The organism is Nostoc sp. 2RC (assembly GCF_014222165.1).
Lineage (GTDB): Bacteria > Cyanobacteriota > Cyanobacteriia > Cyanobacteriales > Nostocaceae > Nostoc > Nostoc linckia.
This window is the reverse complement of sequence record NZ_JACKZU010000036.1, coordinates 14,084-33,791: the sequence shown is the minus strand read 5'-3', so window position 1 is coordinate 33,791 and position 19,708 is coordinate 14,084. Positions and strand designations below refer to the sequence as shown.

The 19,708-nt window shown below is 42.6% G+C and carries 14 protein-coding genes; 7 read left to right on the top strand and 7 right to left on the bottom strand.

Going from position 1 to position 19,708, the window contains the following annotated elements:
- Positions 1 to 181 precede the first annotated feature (181 nt).
- On the top strand, positions 182 to 574 hold the full coding sequence (locus tag GNE10_RS06720) for a hypothetical protein (protein WP_260446818.1): 393 nt from the start codon (positions 182 to 184) through the stop codon (positions 572 to 574).
- Positions 575 to 602: 28 nt separating this feature from the next.
- Here the strand turns inward: GNE10_RS06720 and GNE10_RS06715 are convergent, their stop codons facing one another.
- A complete protein-coding gene (locus tag GNE10_RS06715) occupies positions 603 to 752 on the bottom strand; it encodes a hypothetical protein (RefSeq protein WP_185564193.1) in 150 nt (49 codons plus the stop codon).
- Positions 753 to 1,432: 680 nt separating this feature from the next.
- Between GNE10_RS06715 and GNE10_RS06710 the strand changes: the two genes are divergently transcribed.
- A complete protein-coding gene (locus GNE10_RS06710; protein WP_185564192.1) occupies positions 1,433 to 2,677 on the top strand; it encodes a ParM/StbA family protein in 1,245 nt (414 codons plus the stop codon).
- 91 nt (positions 2,678 to 2,768) lie between these two features.
- Here GNE10_RS06710 and GNE10_RS06705 read toward each other — a convergent pair whose 3' ends face one another.
- Positions 2,769 to 3,263, bottom strand: a complete 495-nt coding sequence (locus GNE10_RS06705; RefSeq protein WP_260446817.1) for a hypothetical protein — start codon at positions 3,261 to 3,263, stop codon at positions 2,769 to 2,771.
- 57 nt (positions 3,264 to 3,320) lie between these two features.
- A complete protein-coding gene (locus GNE10_RS06700; protein WP_185564191.1) occupies positions 3,321 to 3,662 on the bottom strand; it encodes a hypothetical protein in 342 nt (113 codons plus the stop codon).
- A gap of 421 nt (positions 3,663 to 4,083) precedes the next feature.
- Here GNE10_RS06700 and GNE10_RS06695 point away from each other — a divergent pair, with 421 nt between their 5' ends.
- Together GNE10_RS06695 and ppsA are read left to right on the top strand one after the other, a co-directional pair.
- Complete coding sequence (locus GNE10_RS06695; protein ID WP_096585369.1) at positions 4,084 to 4,656, top strand: dihydrofolate reductase family protein; 573 nt, start codon at positions 4,084 to 4,086, stop codon at positions 4,654 to 4,656.
- Positions 4,657 to 4,708: 52 nt separating this feature from the next.
- Positions 4,709 to 7,378: a phosphoenolpyruvate synthase gene (gene ppsA / locus GNE10_RS06690; RefSeq protein WP_260446816.1), complete on the top strand. Its 2,670-nt coding sequence runs from the start codon at positions 4,709 to 4,711 to the stop codon at positions 7,376 to 7,378.
- Between the two features lie 56 nt (positions 7,379 to 7,434).
- Here the strand turns inward: ppsA and GNE10_RS06685 are convergent, their stop codons facing one another.
- The 4 genes from GNE10_RS06685 to ssb form a co-directional block, all read right to left on the bottom strand.
- A complete protein-coding gene (locus tag GNE10_RS06685; RefSeq protein WP_185564190.1) occupies positions 7,435 to 8,418 on the bottom strand; it encodes a ParB/RepB/Spo0J family partition protein in 984 nt (327 codons plus the stop codon).
- Positions 8,415 to 9,185 carry a ParA family protein gene (locus GNE10_RS06680; RefSeq protein ID WP_185564189.1) on the bottom strand — a complete coding sequence of 257 codons (771 nt, stop codon included), beginning with the start codon at positions 9,183 to 9,185 and terminating at the stop codon, positions 8,415 to 8,417. The genes GNE10_RS06685 and GNE10_RS06680 overlap by 4 nt, the downstream gene beginning before the upstream one ends.
- 138 nt (positions 9,186 to 9,323) lie before the next feature.
- On the bottom strand, positions 9,324 to 9,743 hold the full coding sequence (locus tag GNE10_RS06675) for a hypothetical protein (protein WP_185564188.1): 420 nt from the start codon (positions 9,741 to 9,743) through the stop codon (positions 9,324 to 9,326).
- A 73-nt stretch (positions 9,744 to 9,816) separates the two neighbouring features.
- Positions 9,817 to 10,200 carry a single-stranded DNA-binding protein gene (ssb, locus tag GNE10_RS06670; protein ID WP_185564187.1) on the bottom strand — a complete coding sequence of 128 codons (384 nt, stop codon included), beginning with the start codon at positions 10,198 to 10,200 and terminating at the stop codon, positions 9,817 to 9,819.
- 235 nt (positions 10,201 to 10,435) lie between these two features.
- Between ssb and GNE10_RS06665 the strand changes: the two genes are divergently transcribed.
- The 3 genes from GNE10_RS06665 (at position 10,436) to GNE10_RS06655 (ending at position 19,681) form a co-directional block, all read left to right on the top strand.
- Positions 10,436 to 11,611 carry a hypothetical protein gene (locus GNE10_RS06665; protein WP_011316784.1) on the top strand — a complete coding sequence of 392 codons (1,176 nt, stop codon included), beginning with the start codon at positions 10,436 to 10,438 and terminating at the stop codon, positions 11,609 to 11,611.
- 342 nt (positions 11,612 to 11,953) lie between these two features.
- Positions 11,954 to 19,039, top strand: a complete 7,086-nt coding sequence (locus GNE10_RS06660) for a PAS domain S-box protein (protein WP_185564186.1) — start codon at positions 11,954 to 11,956, stop codon at positions 19,037 to 19,039.
- A gap of 12 nt (positions 19,040 to 19,051) precedes the next feature.
- A complete protein-coding gene (locus GNE10_RS06655; protein ID WP_011316786.1) occupies positions 19,052 to 19,681 on the top strand; it encodes a response regulator transcription factor in 630 nt (209 codons plus the stop codon).
- The last annotated feature ends 27 nt before the right edge of the window (positions 19,682 to 19,708 follow it).

Sequence of the window (19,708 nt, the reverse complement as noted above, 5' to 3'; positions counted from 1 at the left end):
CGAGGCTCAACCATACTCTCTGTGTTAGTTTTTGCGATCGCACTTAATTATACTTTGGCGAGAGTGACAAAAGAGGGTTAGCTATCTCCAGTCGAAGAAGCGAGGGCAAACCGAGTTAGTATGTGAGGCGCTGCGGGCTTATTACCTGCCGTTTGCGCTATCGGCTGCCGGAGTGTCTGGTATGGAATTGCAATTGGCCCTCAATGATGCGATCGCGCAACTTGAAGCCCAGATAATTAAGATGAAACGGACATTTGGGATGGAGGGACTACCCCAGGTAGTTCTTGTTAATCCTCATAGTGGAATTTTCTCGCAGGGTGTGATTGGCTTACAACCAACAATTGGAACTAATGGTGTGGGAGTAACTCCTGTTTCAGCTAATTTGGTTCCTCCTTCGGTTTCTTTTTTTGATTCCACTGAGCTAAGTCCTGACTCGTTATCTGTTATCACAGAACCAGCCGGATCAAATATTTTGGAACAAGATTCTGAAGATGATGCATTCTTTAATGATGATGAGGATGACCCAATTGCTAAGGCAGAAATAGAAGTTGATGCAGGATTTCGTCTGGAGTGAAGGGATTATCAGGAATGGCTGTTAGGTGTTAGAGAAAGGCGTAGTCTTTGCCTTCGCTTGTGATATTCACGTAATTCCCTCCCTTGTCCTGTTTGTTGTTGTGGGCAGTATTTTTTAGAGTGCGATCGCTACGCCCGCCGCAGGCACTGTTGCTACGAAGTGCTTTGTACCTCTTCACAAGGCACATTGAGAAGAAGTTTTTACCCAAGCATTTGCATTACTCAAAGTTTCGATTAAACAATTTCAGCCATATACTTGGTCAAAGCTTGTGATCGAGTGTATTAACAGTATTTGACCGAATTGGAGAGGCGATCGCATTCTAACTCCGCAGGTGCAATTGCTTTCATGATGTTTCATTTGTAAAAGTTGCAATCACCAATTTTGCAGCAAAGCAAATTTGTAATAAACCCTATTCGGCATACCTTGTTATTTTATTAGACTGCTCAATTGTGGCGTTTTTAGTGAGGTAGGTGTGGGGATGATTGAGGTAATACTGGGTGTAATAATTACAATTACATGGTTTATTTGATAAGCCAAAGACTAATGTTATTTTCTAATTCAGCTTTTAGTTGATACAAAATTAGGGTGTGATTGGGGTAATTTGGTCATGATGTAGGGGGTAATTTAACCAGCGTGTATTGAAGAAATTTTTAATACATTAATTCACTTAGAATCTACAGTTTTGGTTTGGTATTAGTGTTATAGAAGAAAATGATCGTAATGGTTTTTTCTCTACTTACTTTGTATGTAAAAAACCTGTTAACTCCTGTAAAGAAAATGTTTTGCATTACAGCATCATTCTTATTTCAGGTAAATTAGTAACAATAGAAAAAGTTAATAAAACATCAATATATATATATGCCTAAAATTAAGGAGAAAACAGACGTAAAAAAGATAGTAATTACGATTGACATGGGTGCAAGTAAAACTAAGGCTATCGTTCAGGAGTATCCAGAGGGGAAGCCTGTTGTTTTACTTTTAGATTCAGAAGTAGCGGATGTTGCTAAAGCCTCAGTTGAAAGTGTCCAACAAGAAGGTAGTCCTGAATCTCGTGCTTGGGTAGGGATAGGCGATGAGTATTTCGCCTTGGGAGAACTTGCTCGTCGTCGGTTTGGGGGTATATCGCAACTGAGGGAGTTAAAATACGAACTAGCAGTTCCCAAAATTTGCGGAGCATTTTGGCTTGCTAAGGAGAAGTTGAACCTGGGTAATGATGTTGCAGCTTACTTGAGTGTCCTGCTGCCGCCGGGTGAAGTGCAAGACAAGGAACAGTTACAAATTCGGTTGAAGGATACGTTTCGGGGGTTTGATACACCAGCAGGTAAGATGCGGGTGAAAATGCTTCGTTATGATGCAGCTTCTGAGGGTAGTGGAATATTTTTCCACCGTAGGCGAACGCTTGGCGATCGTGTACCTGTTTCGATGTACGTAATGCTTGGTTATCGCAACGCGAGTATTTTCACCTTTCGGAGTGGTTCGATTGGCGCAGGAATAACCAGCAATTTTGGTATGTCTTGGTTAGTAAATAATTTGATTTCCAAAACATCGGGACTGAGCCCTGATAATTCCAATATTATTGAGGTACTGATAGAAGCTGGAGCCAGTTGTGACCCCCAGGTGATGCAAAAACTCTCACGCAAGCGCAAAGGTGATGAGATTCAACTTGATGGAGAGTCAATGTCCAAAGCTTTATTACTTGCTAGAGACGAATATTGGCGTGCGATCGCTAGGTGGTTGCGATCAAAGATGGATGAGGATATTGAAGAACTGGTATTTTGCGGAGGAACTGCGGATTACATTCGTCCTGAAATAGATGCTTACTTCCAGAAAGAGGGGATGAAAGTATCCTGGCACGCTAATATTTTTATACCTGATGAAATATCTTCTGGTATGGGCAATCGGATGGCGGATGTTTGGGCTTTCCACCAGCACATGATTATTCAGTTTGATAAGTTAACTGGTTATATACGCTCTGAGGTTGTACCGCTAACTAAATCTGTTGAAGATAATACAAATAATGCAGGTGAAGAAGTCAAACGTAAGTATAACTTTACGCCTTGTGAGCGGCCTAGTACCTTTATTGCTGTAAACGAGAATGTTTGACAGGTTTAGACAAAAATCAATGTAGTAAAAGAAGAATCAGCTAGAATGAGTGCTGCATAAAGTAGTACTTTCTAACTGATTCTTTAAGATTTTAGTATGGTTGTTGCTCTAGCATTTGGTAGCAATCAACATGAGAATTGGTAATTTCTGGAATGTGTTGAATTACAGAGTTAATTTGCTCCATGTCTGCATATTGTTGTTCTCGTCTTTTGCGGAGTTCCCATGATTTACGGTTATAAGCTAACAAGTCTTCCAAACTCATGTTGAATTTGTATTTGGCGAAATTCACTAATTGTTCTGTGGTGTAACGACAATCTTCAGGACGACCAAAACAAATTTCAAACTGAAGCTTAAAAGCTTTCCAATTGAAATTGTCAGACCCCAGTTGCCGTTGTGATTCGCGTCCGTAAAGGTCACGAATTGAATAGAAAATTGTGTTGTATTTACGCACGTCGAATGATTCAATCTTGAATTGCTCCATTGTTGAATCATCGACTGTAGCAGCTTGAGCTTTAGTAGATTTATTAGCAGCCATAGTTTTTTCCTTGATGAGTGTTTCGCTTTTAGCTGCGTCAGCATTAGTCAAAAAAATAAATCCCACTCTGTATGAGCGAGATTTTCTGTAAAATCAGATGATTTGTGATTATTTTGCTAATAAACGTTCGCGTTGTAGCCAAGTACGTTTGTTGACTTCGAGTAATTCTTCTAAGCCTTTGTTGAAGTGCTTAATGGAATAGTCAACCATTTGTTGTACACTATATTTGGGGTTTTCGACTGAGCCGAATGTAGCAATAAATCTGGCTTTAAAAGTATCCCATTGTGTTTTATTCCAGTTAGTCTGTGACTGCGCTTGAATAGTTTTACCCCAGGTTTCTTGTAGCCCGTAGTAGACTGCTTTAAACTTACGCTCGTTGTAGTCAGCAATTTTGTAAATACCCATTGCGTTGTCATCAATTAAACTAACTTTTTTGGTTCTAGTAGCCATAATTTTTATCTCCTATGTGAGAGTTACTTTTTAAGGATTTGAGCGTTAGCTATAGTGCTTTCTCTTCTTTATTTGGACGTAAGTCCGTGTAAAAAATAACAATCTTAAATTGGAAATGAATGCTAACGCCTCCGCTACTATCCTGTTTTCAAAAATTTTCAAATAGCCCTGTTGTGTCACTATCGCGGTAGCGGCAGCTAGTGAGCGATACCTTCTCCTGTCAAAGACGCTCCGCGTAGCTTGCTTCCCCGCAGGGGTACGGCACACTTCTCTAGGAGAGGCTACGCCAACGTGAACGCCGTATAACAACGCCCATGCACACCGACCGCCGAGAGCGATCGGTTATGATACAAAGGCGATCTGCGGCAGGTGATGGACACCGTTATGCACTTGAAGTCATATTTAGGAGTTGCATACAAAAATGAAAACTCAGTACTTTACAGCGACAAGTCTTGATGGCTTCATTGCGACTGAGAATGACTCACTAGATTGGCTGTTTCCGCTTGGCGACCTGAATGACTCCAGCTATCCAGAGTTCATTTCAGATGTGGGTGCGTTGGCAATGGGATCGGCAACTTACGAGTGGATGGTACGCAACGCCCAAAAGGTAGCTACTGAGACTGGCTTTGCGTGGCCATACACTCAGCCAGCCTGGATATTTTCTAGTCGCAAGCTGACAATAATCGAAGGTGCGAACATCCGATTCGTCAATGGAGATGTGCAGCACGTCCACACCCAAATGCGAGCTGCTGCCGGCACTAAAAACATCTGGATAGTTGGAGGCGGAGATTTGGCTGGTCAGTTTTACGATGCTGGTTTACTGGATGAGCTGATCATCCAGGTTGGCTCGGCCACCCTCGGCAAGGGTAAGCCGCTATTCCCTCGCAGAGTACTAAGCCCAGTTCTGCGCCTAGTGTCTGTTCATCAGATGGGTGCTGGCATGGCTGAGTTGCGCTATGAAGTACACAAAGGCGGTGTGAGTGGAGCCGCCTAACAATTGCAATGTAGCGGACTTTTGAAGCGCCTGATTGTAATGCAAAGGCTGTTTGCCGCGGCTGATTGCAACCGTAGTATCAATTGCCAAAGGAGGAAAACTGATGAGTTCATTTGTCCTTTGTTTTCAAGATATTGACAAAACAAAACTCAAGGTCGTTGGTGGTAAAGGCTCGAACCTGGGGGAACTTACCAAGATTGAAGGAATACTCGTACCAGATGGCTTTTGTATTTCTACTGAAGCCTTTAAAAGAATCATTGGGGAAACGTCTTCGATTAACGAATTACTCGACCAGTTATCGCTTCTCAAGGTGGAAGACCGACATAAAATTGGTGAACTTAGCAGTGAGATTCGCTCTTTCATTGAAAGGATAACCATCCCTCAAGATATTAATGAAGAGATCGCCCGCCTTCTCTCCAAGCTTGGAGAAAAAAATGCCTATGCAGTAAGATCCAGCGCAACTGCTGAGGATTTACCAACAGCCTCTTTTGCCGGCCAGCAGGATACGTATTTGAACATTATTGGCAAGGACGCAATCTATCAGCATATCAGCAAGTGCTGGGCATCGCTATTTACCGAGAGAGCAGTAATTTACCGCCTCCAAAACGGCTTCGACCACCGTCAAGTCCATCTGTCTGTGGTTGTTCAGAAGATGGTCTTCCCGCAGGTGGCAGGAATTTTGTTTACTGCCGATCCCGTCACTTCTAATCGGAAGGTGTTATCTATTGATGCCAGCTTCGGACTTGGTGAAGCCTTGGTCAGAGGTCTGGTGAATGCTGATATCTATAAAGTATCTGACGGCAAGGTGATCGATAAGAAAATATCCACCAAGAAACTGGCCATTTATGCCTTAAAAGATGGCGGTACGAAAGAACAGGAGATTGAGCAACAGAGACAGAACAGACAAGCGCTGACAGACGAGCAGATTTTGCAGCTTGAGCGCATCGGTAGAAAAATTGAAGAACATTTCGGCTGCCCCCAGGGCATCGAATGGTGTTTAGTGGATGACACATTTTATATTGTCCAGAGTCGCCCCATCACGACTTTATATCCCATTCCTGAAGCAAGCGATCGCCAAAATCACGTTTATGTATCTGTCGGTCATCAACAAATGATGACTGACCCCATCAAACCATTGGGATTGTCTTTATGGCAGTTAACAGCTGCTCACCCCATGTATCAAGCTGGTGGAAGGTTGTTTGTTGATGTCACCCATGATTTGGCTTCACCTGTGAGGAGAACAATTCTGGTAGATGTTTTAGGAAAATCCGATCCGCTGATAAGGGACGCACTTATGACCATACTAGAGCGGGGAGATTTCATAAAATTGTTACCAGATGACAAGCAAGAACAGAGTTCCGGTAACAGCAATCAGGGCGCATCGTCTTTGGATTTTCAAACGCTGACCGAATACGATCCGGCGATCGTTTCTGATTTGATTAAAAGTAGTCAAAGATCGATAGAAGAGTTAAAACATAACATCCAGACGAAATCAGGATCGGATCTGATTGATTTTATCCTGGAAGATATCCAGCAATTAAAGAAGAGTTTATCCGATCCACAAAATTTCGGTGTGATTATGACTGCTATGAATGCATCATCCTGGATCAATGAAAAAATGCAGGAGTGGTTAGGTGAAAAAAACGTAGCAGACACGCTTTCTCAATCTGTACTCAACAATATTACTTCCGAAATGGGTCTGGAACTATTGGATGTCGCGGATGTGATTCGTCCTTACCCGGATGTAATTGATTATTTACAACAGGTAAAAGATGATAGCTTTTTGGATGAATTGGTTAAGTTTAATGGAGGAAAGGAAACCCAAGACGCTATCTATGCTTATCTCAACAAATACGGAATGCGATGTGCCGGAGAAATCGATATTACGAGAACTCGTTGGAGCGAAAAACCAACTATACTTGTCCCCATGATTCTCAGTCACATCAAAAACTTTGAGCCTGGTGCTGGCGATCGCAAATTTGAGCAAGGGCGACACTCAGCTTTGAAAAAAGAACAAGAGTTATTAGAGCGATTGCAGCAATTACCAGATGATGAACAAAAGGTCGAACAGACAAAACGAATGATCAACCTAATTCGGAATTTCGCTGGTTATCGCGAATATCCAAAATACGGCATAGTTAACCGCTACTTCGTTTATAAGAAAGCTTTACTCAAAGAAGCCGAACAACTCGTACAAGCCAACATTATTAATGAAAAAGAAGATATATACTATCTCACTTTTGAAGAACTTCGCTCAGTCGTAGGCACAAATAAACTTGATTACCAGATTATCAGCAAACGAAAAGACGAGTACAGATTCTATCAAAAGCTAACTCCGCCACGTGTTATCACATCTGACGGTGAAATTATTGCAGGTCGGTACAAACGAGAAAATCTCCCTACCGAAGCTATTGTAGGTCTACCTGTTTCCTCCGGAGTTATAGAGGGACGAGCGCGTGTCATCTTAAACATGGAAGATGCCGATCTAGAAGATGGCGATATATTAGTCACCTCCTTTACTGACCCTAGCTGGACACCATTGTTTGTATCCATAAAAGGTCTAGTCACCGAAGTTGGTGGACTGATGACACATGGAGCAGTTATCGCACGTGAATATGGCTTACCAGCAGTTGTCGGAGTAGAACGTGCTACCAAACTGATCGATGACGGACAGAGAATTCGGGTTAATGGAACGGATGGCTATGTAGAAATCCTAAGTTAATATACTTTCTAATAATGACTTAATGTATAAGTTGACTTCTAGCCATCCAGTACCTTTTACAAAGAGTTCTCCGAGACTAGACTACCTTGCTGTAAAGAAGGATCATCTTTGTTTTCTTCTAGAAGTGCTTCAATTTGAGCAAAAAGCTTATTAATTTTTTTTAGCTTTTTCTCATCATTCCAAATTTTACTTTTTCTAAGTGCTTTGTATATTTTGTCAGCTTTTTCTTTTTGCTCTTGGTTGTGAGACGATGGCTTACTTTCTGACTGTGAGGTCAGAATATTTCCTACTAGAATCCTAATTTCAGATAGTGATAAACTTTCTGCGATCGCTTTATTTAAAACTTTCTGCCTTTCATCATCATTTTTTATCCGGTTGATTTCCTTAGCTTTTGTATATTCAATTTCGCCTTTTTGCAGTGCAGTTTGGATATCTAAATGGAGTTTGAGTAAAGGAAGACGATTGGCTACAAATGACTGCCAAGTAATTTTTCCTAACCTCAAGAATACATCTTGTATGATTCGTCCTTCATCACTAACCATAACGTTATGGTTAGAATTACCTTTGCTTTCGTTATTCATGTCATAGAGCAGTTTGACCACTGTCTCTTGGTCAACATCGACTTCTTCGGCTAGTAATTCGAGAATTCCGATAGTTTCTTCATAAGCATTGAGGTCTTCCCTTTGGAGGTTTTCAACTAAGCGGAGTTTACGAGCTTTTTTTTCGTCGCATTCAATAATAACTACAAGGATTTCCTCAAGTCCTGCAATTTCACAAGCTTTGAGACGGCGTTCACCAGCGACTAGCTCGTACTTGTCTTCCTGAATCTTTCTAACGACAATGGGTTCTAGTAACCCTACTTCCTTGATACTGTCAGCGAGTGATTTAAGTTTTATGGGGTCAAAATAGCGACGGGGCTGACTTGGCGGAAGGATAATTTGAGATAAGGGTAAAGTGGAATCAGATAAAGATTTTTCTTCGTCATCTCCGAATAAATTATCCAGTCCGGTTAGTTTTTCTAGTTCACGTCTTTGGCTCATAGTTGAATGATGTATTTTGTAATTTCTTCGAGTATACTAACTGCGGGATGGTTTTTTTTGTGGAGTGCAAGTGGTAGATGTGCTTGGGTTGCGTCAGGAAAAGCTGTTGATTTAGGAATGGGGGCAGTAACGTGTATCCGTCCTTCAACCTGTTGTTTAATTTCTTCCAGTATTCCTGTGTCTTGAAGATTACGATTATCGTATTTGGTTGGAATTATACAGGCAATTTGTAATTTCTGGTGTCCTCCTTTTTTGAGTCGGGCAATTGTTTCTAGCAGTTGGTTGGTGCCAAGATAGCACTTATATTGCGTTTCAACAGGAATAATAACGTGTGAAGCAGCGACTAAGCTCATAATGCTTAGAATTCCTAGAGAAGGCGGGCAATCAATCAAAATATAATCATACTGGTCAAGTACATTTGATAGCACAAACTTGAGCCGTTGGCGGTTGTCGATGGTCAAGTCATGAAAAATTTTTTGCTCCGTACCTGCCAATTGGATATTTGTTGGTACAAGGTGCATCCCGTGAATAGGTTTTTCCCATATATACAGGGGAGTTTCTTCAGCGATCGCACCATAGATAGTTTGCTCAGTTTGCAACTTGACTTCCCCTAATCCCATAAAAGCTGTTAGTGATGCTTGTGGGTCCATATCCACAAGCAGTACACGGTGTTTTTTAGCAAGGTGGTATCCAAGATTGTGTGTAATAGTCGTCTTAGCTGCACCACCTGACTGATTGAAAGTGGCAATTATTTTGGTTGATGACATATATTAATGAAGCGATTTTGTGAACCCATGTCAGCGATTCTACCAAACAGTGGATTTTTATTTTGGATTTTTGAAAAAAAATAACGCTAGTTCAAACCAGTAAACCTGTCTGGACTAGCATTATTCAGTTAGTTGGTTCTAAAATGGGGGTTCTTCGTCTAGGTCTTCATTTGTCGAAGTAATGTTATCTTCTAGTAGTTCCTTGGCAAAATCGGGAGTTTCGGGCGAGTGAGAATTTTTGCTAACTTGGGTGAGTTCATTAATCGGTTGTGCTGAGATAAAGTTTCTAATTACGAATGTGGCAATCTTTTCTTTGTACTCACCCCTGTTATCTACCACTAAATCAAGATATCCTTCTGCTGTACCATGTACGCCTTCCCCTTGTCCGTTGATGACGACAGCAGGTGCGCCTTTGGAACGGAATGGTATCTCGTCAGTAACGACTCCTTCCTTGGAACGGTAGTAGAATTCAGCAATCCCAAAAGCAATCAAGGAACCTTCTTTGTCGTGGGTTGTGTTCACTGATTTAAGATTAATAGTTGCAGTATTATGAATCATGGTAGTTTGGTTTGTAGATTGATTAGATGGTTGATCGCCTATGATTTATACTGCATAGGCGATTTGTAATTTTCTAGAAATTTGCGTTAGCTACAGCCTGTGTTTTGTTCGGTACAGAAGTAGATGTAGATTCTTCCTTACGGGGTGAACCTAATAATTCGATGGTGTTGATTGTGATTACAGGTTTTTGCCGCATAGTGCCAGAATTTTTATCAGCCCAACGATCAAATCCAAACTCACCAGTAATTGCAATTTGAGTTCCTTTACGAACGTAATTTCCAATCACTTCTGCTTGATTTCCCCAAGCGACTAAATCAAACCAAAGAGCTTGTTCACTTCTGTAGGGTGGTCTTACTGCAATAGAGATTGAAGCCTTAACTGCGCCCGACTCGAAAAATTTTAGATCGGGTTCTTGTCCACATCTGCCAACTAGCATGACTTTGTTGATATAGTTCATAACGCGAGAATTGATATATTTCTCTTATTGCTGCGTCAGCATTAGTTCTTTTAGGATTTATCATTTTGACGAATTGTTTTATTTAAAGCACACTTTTTGATTCATACTTGTGAGTTATTTTTTATCCCTGTTTCTCATACCATTGCGGTTTTTACTAAGGAACGGCTAATAATCCTGTGCTATGGTGGGATCGCAATTAGCGTGGTATGTATCTAAAAATTATAAGTAATGACTTATGCTTGAATATCTTCTCGTGAAGCGAGTAAGTATTTGTAAGCTGATACTCTTGGCTTTGATGTGGATACAGTTCGATGAGGACAGCCAAAATCGGCTAACACCTGACTACTCCTCACCTTTGCAAGTAGAAAATCTTACGTGGTTAGGAGAGACATCTGTTGGAGAAGAGGTCGAGCATTTTTGTGATGTTTCTAATACCGCTAGGATAGGCGTTTGGGGAGAAATTCTAGAACTGAAGTTAGTAGATTTAATTGCTGATTTACCGACTTGTTTGCACGATGCTTCATGGTTTGCTCTACTGGCAATTACTATGATGTTGGTGGATAAGGAATTAGACGGGATATGTGTACACCCACAAGATGAGTATTTTGCCCGGACTATTACGCTTGAAAGTTTGGCAGATTTGAGTGATTCTTACTTAGCCAAAGGTCATCCTTATTTAGATTTTCCTTTATCATTAGAAGACGCTAAATCATTACTGCCAGTTAATAGAAAGCAAGAGCTAGAAATCAAATTAGAGAAATTCCTTATTGATACTTATGAAGACGATTTTGATGATGAAGCACCAGATATTTGTGAGTTTTCATCCATCTACTTGCAAGATATTTTAAAAGAGTTTTTTGTTGAATCTGACTGGCAAGGTGATATTAACCAAGAGGCGGTTGTACAGCTTCAAGAAAAGTATGCTTCACATTATTCAGAAGGTGCGTTCTCTCCTGAAACTAAGGAACACGAACGTTGGGGCAAAACGCTTGTTTTTCTCAAACAATTTATAGGTCTGGATTCTAATTTTATCGAAAGCCAAAGCGATTTGTTCCTTGATGAATCTCTAGCAGCTGATTTACCTGATTACTTCCGTATGAAGACCCGTTTAGAACGTTGGCAAGACCGAACAGTTGTTTTATCCCGGTTGGTTCATACTTTAGTTCATTTTTTACTGGTAGGACAAAATTATCATCCCAGTCATATACAAGATTTGATGGCTATTCCAGTTTCTTCACGGGCTATATCCAGCCTACAAGCTTGTTTAGGTGTAGCTGCTTACAGAAGTGCTTATTACATGGCTGCTTCAAATATTCCCGAATCAGAAATTGGGCGGAACTGGTTGCTAGAAAAAGCTTTCCCTAACCTGCTTGATTTTTATCAAACAGGCCGGTTGAGTGGAAAGCAATAATTAATATTCTGCTGTTGGTTAATAAAGACAAATTTATATTTATGAAAAAATACTTATTTATACAATACTTTTGCCAAAAGAAGAGTCTACAAAAATTAAAAAAGCCTTGCGATAAACCTGGAAGGAATTTTTAGGACTGATTGTTTTTGCCCAGCTTCGGAGAAATGGGAGTTTGTACATCAACTCACCCTCTTAAATTGGCGAAGGTATTGTTACCCTTGATAAATTGTTTAATTCCCCCCTTCTTCCCTATCTTGATAAAATTTCAGAAGATGAAAAATGTGATAGCTGGATTGCTGTATAGTTTGAGGTGTACCAGATTATCCTTTCAAGAGTTGCTCTATGATCACTCTGCCTGGTATTGCTATCCAAAACAAAATATACGAAAGTTCCAATTCTCTAGTGTACCGGGGCATTAGAGAGGATGGAGTAGAGATCGTCGTAAAAATGCTAAAGCTTGATTATCCCTCTCCCCAAGAACTAACCCGCTACAGACAGGAATATAAAATTATTCGCTCCCTGAATCTGGAAGGAGTTATCAAGGCATACAGCCAGCAGGACTATCAACGCACTCTGGTGATTCTCTTAGAAGATTTTGGGGGAGAGTCCCTAGAAAAATGGATGCAAAAGCGTCCAGATATTTTCTGCCCGATGCCTTTATCCACTTTTCTTGGTATTGCGATCGCCCTTTGCGACATTTTAGGCAGAATCCATGCAGCCAATGTCATTCATAAAGATATTAACCCTGGAAACATCGTCCTCAATCCTGATACTGGCGTTGTCAAAATTATTGATTTTGGGATTGCGACCCAATTTAACCGCACCAATCCGACGTTCAAAAGTCCCCATGTGTTAGAAGGCACGCTTGCCTATCTGTCGCCAGAGCAAACCGGGCGGATGAATCGTTGGCTCGACTATCGCACCGATTTCTACTCGCTGGGCGTAACCTTCTACGAACTGTTAACTGGACAGCTACCGTTCCCTACTCAAGACATCCTGGAGCTAGTTCATTGCCATATTGCCAAACCGCCGATTCCTGTGCATAAATTGAACGCCACGATTCCCAAACCCATTTCAGGCATAATTTTGAAGTTGATGGCGAAAAATGCGGAGGATCGCTATCAAAGTGCCTGGGGCATCAAAGCGGATCTAGAACGCTGCGCCGGGCAACTGGCAGAAATGGGTCAGATCAACGCCATGTCGTTGGGACTACAAGATGTTTCAGAACAGTTTTGCATTCCTCAGAAACTGTATGGACGAGAAGCCCAGACTAAAGCATTATTGGCGGCGTTTGACAGAGTGGCTAGAAAAGAGACATTTGGCGAAATTTGTCAACTAGAGTCAGGCAGAGAAAATGCTCAATTCAATGTCGAACTCATGCTCGTTGCTGGTTACGCTGGCGTTGGCAAAACAGCATTGGTGCAAGAACTTTATAAACCCATCACAGCAAAGCACGGCTATTTCATCTCAGGTAAATTTGACCAATTCAGGCGCAATATTCCCTACAGCGCCATTGTGGATGCCCTGCAAAAGTTGGTGCAGCAACTTCTGGGGGAACCGGATGAGCAAGTGCAACAGTGGCAAGAGCGCCTGCTCTCAGCTTTAGGAAGCAATGGGCAAATTATCATAGATGTCATTCCCGAAGTTGAATTAATTATTGGCAAGCAGTTACCCGTACCAGAAGTTGGAGCAACTGAAGCTCAAAATCGCTTTAATCGAATCTTTCAAAATTTTGTGCGGGTGTTTTGTTCAAAAGAACATCCCCTGGTCATCTTCTTAGACGATTTACAATGGTTCGACTCCGCAACGCTGAAGTTGATCGAGTTAATATTACTCGACGAGCAAACCCAATATCTATTTTTGATTGGAGCCTACCGAGACTCGGAAGTGCATCCAACGCATCCACTAGTATTAACGCTCTTAGAACTACGAAACCAAGGGGCACTACTTCAGGAGATTACCTTAGCACCCTTAACGCTCGAACCCTTGAGTCAACTGATTGCCGAGACACTAGGTCGCAATATTGACACCGTTCGTTCTTTAGCCCAATTAGTGTTACGTAAAACCGAAGGCAACCCTTTCTTTGTCGGTGAATTTTTGCGAATGCTGTATAGCGAAAATCTGTTAATTTTTAATGCAAAACAGTTAAGCTGGCAGTGGGATATTGCTCAAATTCAAGCCCAAAATATTACCGATAATGTAGTGGAGTTGCTGCTGATCCAGTTGAAGAAATTGCCAAATGAAACACGGCAAATTCTCCGCTTAGCCGCTTGTGTTGGAGCTGAATTTGATTTAGAGACGTTAGCGATCGCTTGTGAAAAATCGCCGAAAATAATTTCTCTAGATTTACTAGCTGCAATAAATGCTGGATTAATTCAACCTCTATCTGAATTAGACGAAAACTTGTTAGTTCAAGACTACAAGTTTTTGCACGATCGCGTTCAGCAAGCGGCTTATGCTTTGATTGATGAATCGCACAAACAGGTTGTTCATCTCCAAATCGGTGGCAATTTGCTCGAAAAAACTTCACCAGAGCAACGATCCGATCGGTTGTTTGAAATCATCGATCATCTCAATCAAGGACTTGAGCTAGTCACTGCTCGATCAGAACGAACTGAAATTGCCAGACTGAATTTAATGGCAGGACAGAAAGCAAAGGCAGCAACGGCTTATGAAGCAGCTTTTAAGTATTTCACTACAGGGCTTAAACTCCTCAATTGGGAGAGTTGGCTCAGTGAGTATGACCTTACCTTAACGCTGTACTCAGAAGCAGCAGAAGCGGCGTATCTCCAGGGTTGCTTTGATGAGATGGAACAGTTGGTAGAAGTGGTACTCGCTCGTGCCAAAACAGTGGTTGACAAAGTGCAAGTTTACGATAGCAGCATTCAAAGATATTTGTCACAGGGCAACCTGAAAGAAGCACTCAAAATTGGCTTGGAAGTGTTGAAGCTCCTGGGAGTGATTTTACCAGAAAATCCAAGTGAGTTAGATGTTCAAGGCGGATTGGAGTCAACGGCGGCACTACTCGCCCAACGAGAAATTGAAGACTTGAGTAATTTACCAGAGATGACTGCACCAGAACCGCTAGCAGCAATGTCAATCCTAGCGAATATAGGAGCTGCTGCATTCATAGTATCACCAGCACTATTCATGCTGATTACTTGCAAAACGGTAAATTTATCGATCAACTACGGGAATGCTATCTGGTCACCACTGTATTATGCTGGCTACGGATTTGTTCTATGTGGAGTTGTTCAAGACATTGAACTCGGCTATAAATTTGGTCAATTGGCTCTTAGTTTGGCAGAACGATTGAATACCAAAAAAGGCAAGGCTAAAGCATTACAGTTATTTAGTGACCATGTTATGCAATGGAAAGTACATCTTAAGGAGACGATACCACTGCTGGTTGAGGCTTATCAGGAAGGAGTGGAAACCGGAGACTTTGAAACCGCTGGTTATGCTGCATATGACGTGTGCTACAACTCGTTTTTCGTCGGTGAGTCACTCACCCAACTGGAACAGAAAACTGCAACATACAGCAAAGCGGTTGATCGAATCAGACGGGAAAGCCCCTCGACTTGGATTGCAATAGTGTGGCAGACCATTCTTAATTTGTTAGATAGGTCTCTTAATCCCAGTCGCTTAGTTGGTCGGGTGTGTAATGAAGAGCAGGCATTACCACACGCCCTTGCAGTTAAAGATGGAACTGCAATTCAAATGCTATATCTGCACAAAGTTATACTGTGTTATCTATTTGAAGAATATCATCAAGCTGTACAGACTGCTATTTTGGCAAGGCGACATTTTGAAGAAGCGACGGCAATAAAGGTTTTACCTGTATTCTGTTTCTATCATTCGCTGGCGCTTTTGAGCCTATTGCTCGATGCTTCAAACTCTGAAAAAGTAGCTTGGCTAAACTGTGTTAACACCAACCAAGAAAAGATGCAGAAATGGGCAGAACACGCCCCAATGAATTATCTACATAAATTTTATCTAGTCGAGGCAGAGAAAGCGCGAGTCTTAGGGCAATTTCTTGAGGCTGAGGAGTTTTATGAACGGGCGATCGCAGGTGCTGCTGAAAATGAGTATATCCAGGAAGAAGCATTAGCTTATGAATTAGCGGCTAAACATTATCGGGCGCGAGGTCGAGAAAAAATTGCTCAAACCTACATGAAAGAGGCGCACTATTGCTATGATCGCTGGGGCGCAACCGCTAAAGTTAAAGACTTAGAAACTCGCTATCCACAGTTCTTTTCTCAGTCGTCTAGAGCCGCTTCTGCATCAATTCCTATTACTGCTGAAACTATCACTAATCCCTTCCATACTACTTTCGATTTAGCAGCAGTGATGAAAGCTTCACAGGCGATTTCTCGTGAAATTGAACTGAAGCAATTGCTGCGATCGCTGATGCAAATTTTAATTGAGAATGCTGGCGCACAAACCGGATATCTGATTTTAGAAAACTCAGGAGAATGGTCGATTGAAGCGGTTTGTGAACTCAATACCGATGAGAATGCTTGTGCGACTCAGGTGTTACAGTCTATTCCAATTGCCGATCGATTGCCAGAATCAATCATTCAATATGTGATTCGGACTCTGAAGCCTGTCACCTTAAATGATGCGACTCGTGAAGATGCTTTTATTAATGAGCCATACATTCAACAGAACCAGCCTCAATCTATTTTCTGTTTGCCGCTGCTGAATCAAGCCAAGCTGGTCGGTGTATTATATTTAGAAAATCGGTTAGCAGCTGGAGTATTTACACCAGAGCGATCGCAGGTCTTGCAGCTATTATCGACTCAAGCAGCGATCGCTATCGAAAATGCCAACCTTTACTCAGAACTGCGGGCTAAGGAAAGCAAGATCGCCCAGTTCCTCGAAGCGATTCCGGTGGGAATTGGGATCGTGGATGCGACAGGTTGCCCTTACTATACCAACCAATGCGGCAGTCAACTTATAGGCAAAGAAACTGATACTTCCATCGCACCGGAGCAGATCTCAGAGGCTTATCAGCTTTATGTAGCGGGAACGGATCAAATCTATCCAGCGGAGAGATTGCCGATTGTGCGGGCATTAAAGGGCGAACGCATCAGGACTGAAGATATAGAAATTCGTCGAGATCATGTCTCAATTCTAATTGAGGCACGGGGAACACCAGTTTTCGATCAACAGGGCAATATCACTTATGCGATCGCTACCTTTCAAGATATTACAGAGCGCAAACAAGCCGAGAAACTCCTAGCCGATTACAACTGCACTTTAGAGCAACAGATTGCAGAACGAACTGCTGCTTTACGACAAAGTGAGGCCAATTACCGTAACCTGATTCAAACTGCGAATTCAATCATCCTTCGCACGGATAGGCAAGGACGAATTCGATACATGAATGACTATGGACTGAGCTTTTTTGGTTATGAGGAAGATCAGATTCTAGGGCGTACCCTACTGGAAACAATCGTTCCAGAAACCGAAACATCTGGACGCGATCTCAAGCAGTTTGTTCACAATCTGTTTCACAATCTTGAAGTTTCCTTGCCTCAAGCTTACTTGCAAACCGAGAATGAAAACCTTTGTCGAAACGGTAGACGGGTTTGGATTGCCTGGTCGAATCAAGCCATCTTCAATGAACAGGGAGAGGTCGTTGAAATCTTATCGGTGGGCAATGACACCACCCAGCGTAGACAAGCAGAAGAGGCATTACAACGCAGTGAAGCTAAGTTCCGCAATATTTTTGAAAACTCACAGGTTGGCATCTTCCGCACCCGCCTCTCGGATGGATTACTTCTCGATGCCAATCAACGCTATGCCAATCTGCTTGGCTTTGATTCATCAGAGGAGATGATTGGGCTTGAACACGCCACAGACTACTATGTAAATCCCAGCGATCGCCAACAATTCCTTGAGGTGCTGAAGCGGGATCGGGAAGTGCGAAGCTATGAAGCACAGGGGCGAAAACGAGATGGGACAGTGTTTTGGGGACTTTTCTCTGCTTATCTGAATGCAGACGATGACTACATTGAAGGGGTGATTGCGGATATTAGCGATCTCAAGCAAACAGAAGCCGCTCTACAAACGAGTGAAGAACGACTACGCTTAGCATTAACCGCTTCAAATCAAGGACTCTACGATTTCGATTTAAAGACTGAAGAAAGAATTGTTAACCCGGAATACGCTTTAATGCTGGGCTACGATCCAGCAACATTCCACGAAACCATTCCTGAATGGATTGCTCGTTTGCATCCTGATGACAGAGAATCAGTTGTCGCAACCTACCGTGCTTGTATTACTGGAGAAATCCCCAACTTTCAAGTAGAGTATCGCCTTCGTACCCAGGATGGTCAGTGGAAATGGATTCGTTCTGTCGGCAAAATTGTTACCTGGAATGAATCCGGTGAACCCATCCGAGCGTTGGGAGTTGTTACGGATATCAACGATCGCAAGCAAGCAGAAGCAGCATTGCAAGCCTCTGAAGCAGAACTGCGGGCGCTCTTTTCAGCCATTCCCGATCCATTATTTGTATTCTCTGCTGAAGGGCGATTCCTTGAAATAATGGTACTGGAACGAAATCTGCTATGGCAACCCTTTGAGGAGATGATTGGTAAAACTATGCATCAACTCGGAAGGGAAGAAGCTGATGAGTTTCTAGGTTATATTCAGCAGGTACTGAGAACCCAACAAATCCTCACGGTCGAGTATGGTGCGTTTCTAAATGGACGAGAAATGTGGTTTTCGGCTCGCATTGCCCCAATCAGCCACGATCGGGTGATTTGGCTGGTGCGAGATATTACGGCGCAGAAGCAAGCAGAAGAAGCCTCAATTTTAGAAGAACGTAACCGCATGGCACGCGAAATTCACGATACACTCGCTCAGGCGTTTACAGGGATTCTGGCTCAGGTAGGTGCTGCAAAACAGGTGCTAACGGATGATGTAGAAGCAGCTCAGGCACACCTGGATCTGATCAAAGAATTGGCACGAACTGGACTGACTGAAGCACGGCGATCGGTAATTGCGCTTCGTCCTCAGCTTTTGGAGGAGGGCAGTTTACAGAGCGCTCTCCATCGTCTCGTCGCTCAAATCAGGGCTGCTGCAACTGACACCACCTTATATTATGAGATTGAGGGTGCAGTGTATTCTCTACCCACTGAAGTCGAGAATAACTTACTACGGATTGGGCAGGAAGCATTAACTAATGCGATTAGATACGCCAATGCTGACGAAATTCGAGTGGAGCTAGTCTACGATCGCGACCAGTTTTGCTTGCGCGTGAGAGACAATGGACAGGGCTTTGGAGTTGGAAGTATTTCAGCCTCTGAGGGTTTTGGCTTACTTGGCATGAGCGAACGGGCAGAGCGCATCGGCGCACAACTAACGATTAGGAGTCAACCTGGACAAGGAACAGAAATTATTGTCACCGTCAACCCTTGAGTGAGCATTACAATGAGCCAAGCTACGACCATTCGGGTTCTGATTGCGGACGATCACGCCATTTTTCGGCAAGGATTAGCCACGATTATTAACCGTGACCCAGAGATGCAGGTGATTGCACAAGCCGAAAATGGGGAACAAGCGATCGCCGCCTTTCGGGAACACCAACCAGATGTAACGCTAATGGATCTGCGAATGCCTGAAGTGGAAGGAGTTGCCGCCATTGGTGCAATTTGTGCTACTGCTAAATCTGCTCGGATTATTGTACTGACCACGTATGATAGTGACGAAGATATTTATCGGGGATTGCAGGCAGGCGCAAAAGGATACCTGTTGAAAGAAACTGAACCGGACGAGCTTCTGAATGCGATTCGTACCGTTCATCGGGGCCAGAAGTATATTCCGCCCGATGTGGGAGCAAAGTTGGTACAGCGCCTCAGCAATCCAGAACTGAGTGAAAGAGAACTAGCAGTACTCCGCTCACTGGCGCAGGGAATGAGTAATGCCGAGATTGCGGCGGCTTTGAGTATCGGTGAAGGCACTGTTAAATCCCATGTCAATCGGATTTTGAATAAGTTGGATGTAAGCGATCGCACCCAAGCTGTGATTGTTGCCGTTAAACGCGGTATTGTCAGTTTATAGGGTGTACTTGCAATTGATTCCCAACAG